Source organism: Pseudomonas sp. TWR3-1-1, assembly GCF_049896545.1.
Classification (GTDB): Bacteria; Pseudomonadota; Gammaproteobacteria; order Pseudomonadales; family Pseudomonadaceae; genus Aquipseudomonas; species Aquipseudomonas weihenstephanensis.
Map to the genome: position 1 here is coordinate 1 of NZ_JAFCUO010000028.1, position 3671 is coordinate 3671.

Here is a 3671-nt window from a genome sequence, read left to right on the forward strand (position 1 = left end):
CACTTCACTTGGGCGGACCGACCGCGGTGGTCGCCTATCTCATCTCGAACGTCAAGAACCTGATACTGTTCGACGCGGCCGATGGTTGCCTGTCAGGAAGGCTGCAACCGGCCAGAAGCGGACTTTCGTGTGCAACCTTATTCGGCCGAAATCGCGCTGCGATTACCCTTCATCACCACTGCAATGAGCAGCGGCTGTCAACCAATCACGGAATTGCCGTGCAGCCGCAGTAAGAGGCCGAACTTTACTTGTGACCAGGTAATATCCCTTTCCAGTACGCAGTTTGTGTGGAAATAACTGAACTAAGTTGTTTTTATTCAAATCTTCCTCGACAAGCCATGGACTGGTCAGCACCAAACCCTGACCTCGCCTAGCCGCATCAATAGCCGTTTCCGACTGGTCGAAACGTAGATGGCTTGTCATGCCATCAAAGGAAAGGCCCACCTGTGCGAGCCATCGCGACCAATTTGCGTGCGAGGTCGTTATTAGCAGAGTCGCCCGCGTCATATCTTCCACGTTTACCGCTTGTAGCCAATCCCGATAAGCGGGGCTGCAATACACGCTCACTTCGTCAGGCAGCAGCAACTGAACATTCAAATTACTATCTTGGCCGTCGAAGTATCGGACGGCCAGATCGTATGTGTGGGAATTGAAGTCCACGTTGTCAGCTGAAGCGCTGAGATGAAGGCTCAGGCCAGGATATCGACCCGTCAACAAGGGCATGCGTCTTGCGAACCAAGTGTTGGCGAACGCTGGCGGCATGCTCAAACGCACCTGGGATTCGACACGACGCTGTAGCGTTGCATTGGCTTCGTCAATTTGCTGCAGCGCAGGCTTTATCTGTTCCCAATAGAGCGTCGCATAATCGGTTGGTTGCAATTTGCGCACGGTGCGTGCGAACAAAGGAACGCCCAGCCAATCCTCAAGTTTACGAATCTGCTGGCTCACGGCACCCGGTGTGACAAACAGTTGTTGAGCAGCCAGCGCTGCGCTACCCGTTTGCATAACAGCGTCAAAGCAGGCAATGGCCTTGAGCGGAGTGTCAGATCGCATGGATTAGTAATTCTCTCTTATGGCGATAAAACAGATGGTTTGTACGGCATAAGCGACGCCCTGACAATCACATCCTCAATCGTACAGCCATGCAGGTGCAAAACATGAACATTCTGATCATCCTCGCACATCCCGAGCCCAAGTCATTCAACGGCGCCATGACACAGACCGCTGTGCGCACTTTTGAAGCGCTGGGGCATAACGTCCAGGTCAGCGAATTGTATGCCATGGGTTGGAACGCCACGCTTCACCCGGACGAGTTCGGCGATCGTGCTGATGCAAACTATTTTGATCCGTCCAGTGAGCAAGAGCATGCGCAGGCCAATGCGACAGTGTGTCCAGAGGTCGAGCGTGAGCAATCCAAAGTCGCCGAGGCTGACCTAGTAATTTTTCAGTTTCCGATGTGGTGGTTTTCCATGCCAGCAATACTAAAAGGATGGGTCGATCGGGTCTTCAGCCGTGGTTTCGCGTATTCGTCTGGCCGAAAGTATGAAACCGGACACCTCAAAGGCAAACGCGCGATGCTAAGTCTTACCACAGGTACGGCCAGCACACTGTATGAGCCAAACGGCGTTGATGGCGACCTGCACCATATTCTGTGGCCCATTCATAACGGGATTCTTGCCTACACCGGTTTTACTGTACTGCCGCCTTTCGCCGCATGGATGCCGGCGCGAGTGAGCCAGTTGCAGCGCGAACAGTACCTTCAGGACTACGTTAAGCACTTGTCTCATCTGGACGAACTCCAACCCTTGTTCTTCCACCCCCGTCGAGATTACGACGAGCATCAACAACTCAAGCCAGGGGTAATTGCTCGATCCGGTGTTCAGTGGAACCCGTGCGCAAAACAGACCTTCGAGGATGCGGCAAGCAGTTTTGAGCAGCGCCGTATTCAAGATGAAAAGAACTCACAAACTTTACGCTTCAACCAGATTAACGCCTCACTGGAGGATCCACAGTGAAAGGCTATTGGATAATTCTTGGAACGGATGTAATCGACGCCGATGCACAAAAAAAATATAGCCAGCTTTGGGCGCCGATATGTAAGAAGTACGGTGCCAGCGTCAGGCTTTTGGATCCAGGCGCGCTGCTGGAGTCAGTGACCACCAAACGTGTATTGGTTGTTGAGTTCCCGAGTTATGAACAAGCCAAGGCCTGCAGTATTGACCCTGATTACGCTGAAGCCAGGTCGGTTGCGTTTCTTGCTTATAAACGAGAAATGATAATTATCGAAGGTAACTTGGCATAAATTTTTGCGGGGCTGTTACATGAGAAAGCCAGTTGATGGCATGGCCACGGTTATCATGGTTTTGCTGTGTTTGGTCTGGGGAGCGCAACAGGTCGCAATGAAGGCAATTGCTGAGGATGTGTCACTCATGATGCAGGTCTCATTAAGGTCTGGAGTCGCGGCACTTCTGGTATGGATCGCAGGCCGGTGGATATTTCGCGAGGCTTGGCTGACAGGCGTCTGGCGACGCTCCGGTGTGGTCGTAGGCGCATTGTTCGCTGCGGAGTTCCTTTTTATCGCTGAAGGCTTGCGCTGGACAAGCGCATCACACATGGCTGTATTCCTTTACACCGCACCACTGTTTGCCGCTATAGGTCTGCATATCCGGTTGCCGGAGGAACGCTTGAGCTTGCCCCAATGGCTTGGTATGGGCATGGCTTTTCTTGGAATCGCGGTAACGTTTTTGTTGCCTCGGGAGAACGCAGGAGGTGCTGCTATTTCACATGGCCTGTTTGGAGATTTTCTCGGTCTGTGCGCTGGTATTTCTTGGGGGCTTACTACGGTTGCCGTGCGCTCCAGCAAATTAGCTGAAGCTCCACCTACGCAGACCCTGTATTACCAATTGGTCGGCGCCTTCCTGTTAGTACTCCCCTTGGCATTGTTGGCAGGGCAAACCTCTGTGAAGCTCAATCCACTAACATGGGCCAGTCTAGGGTTCCAGACGCTGGCCGTATCATTCGCCAGTTATTTAGTTTGGTTCTGGATGCTTCGCCGTTACCTTGCAGCACGCCTTGGCGTGATGGCTTTCATGACCCCGCTGTTTGGTGTGCTGATGGGATATCTTTGGCTGGATGAGCATACGACGGTGGGTTTTCTACTGGGTACAGGATTGACCGTGGCTGGCCTACTCGTAGTTAATATGAGCAAAGGGACGGTTTCTCCTTAAATTGTGAGAGCAAAGTCAAACCGGGACTGGCCTTCATCAATGGCTGCTTCCGGCCATAAGCAGCCTCTCGAAGGTATCCACAAAACCTAGGGCTATTCAGACGGTCCATCCGGATGACCGAATGAATAGCAAATTGACTGTCAAGAAGATTTCTAGATCTCCAATCAAAAAAAATGATAAGAACGCTTTCTTGTATATATTTTTTCGATTTATTAGCTCATTCAGTGATTGGCAGCTTTACCAGAAATGTTGTACCTCGTTCTGAGTCAGAGGTCACATCGATAGATCCGTTGTGTGATTTAACGATCTCTGATGCGATGAATAAACCTAATCCCAGTCCCTCAGTCGATCCGTGAGCCGTAGGAGATCGCTGGGGAAAATGACTCATAGGGCTAAAAATAAACGGCAAAACATCACTTAATATAGGCTCGCCGCCATTATGAA

General features: G+C 51.4%; 5 protein-coding genes. 3 read left to right on the forward strand and 2 right to left on the reverse strand.

Annotated features, from left to right (window positions below; genetic code table 11):
- Positions 1-162 precede the first annotated feature (162 nt).
- A complete protein-coding gene (locus tag ACP7A4_RS22850; protein ID WP_426248473.1) occupies positions 163-1053 on the reverse strand; it encodes a LysR substrate-binding domain-containing protein in 891 nt (296 codons plus the stop codon).
- Between the two features lie 104 nt (positions 1054-1157).
- Between ACP7A4_RS22850 and ACP7A4_RS22855 the strand changes: the two genes are divergently transcribed.
- Genes ACP7A4_RS22855 through ACP7A4_RS22865 form a run of 3 tightly spaced genes read left to right on the forward strand, consistent with a single transcriptional unit; the run spans position 1158 to position 3227 of the window.
- Positions 1158-2015 (forward strand): NAD(P)H-dependent oxidoreductase, encoded by an 858-nt coding sequence (locus ACP7A4_RS22855; protein WP_426248474.1) that lies wholly within the window; start codon positions 1158-1160, stop codon positions 2013-2015.
- A complete protein-coding gene (locus ACP7A4_RS22860) occupies positions 2012-2302 on the forward strand; it encodes a DUF1330 domain-containing protein (RefSeq protein WP_426248475.1) in 291 nt (96 codons plus the stop codon). The genes ACP7A4_RS22855 and ACP7A4_RS22860 overlap by 4 nt, the downstream gene beginning before the upstream one ends.
- Positions 2303-2321: 19 nt before the next feature.
- Positions 2322-3227, forward strand: a complete 906-nt coding sequence (locus ACP7A4_RS22865) for a DMT family transporter (protein ID WP_426248476.1) — start codon at positions 2322-2324, stop codon at positions 3225-3227.
- A 217-nt stretch (positions 3228-3444) separates the two neighbouring features.
- Here ACP7A4_RS22865 and ACP7A4_RS22870 read toward each other — a convergent pair.
- Positions 3445-3671: ATP-binding protein (locus tag ACP7A4_RS22870; RefSeq protein ID WP_426248478.1), on the reverse strand; the 227-nt coding region annotated here is incomplete at its 5' end.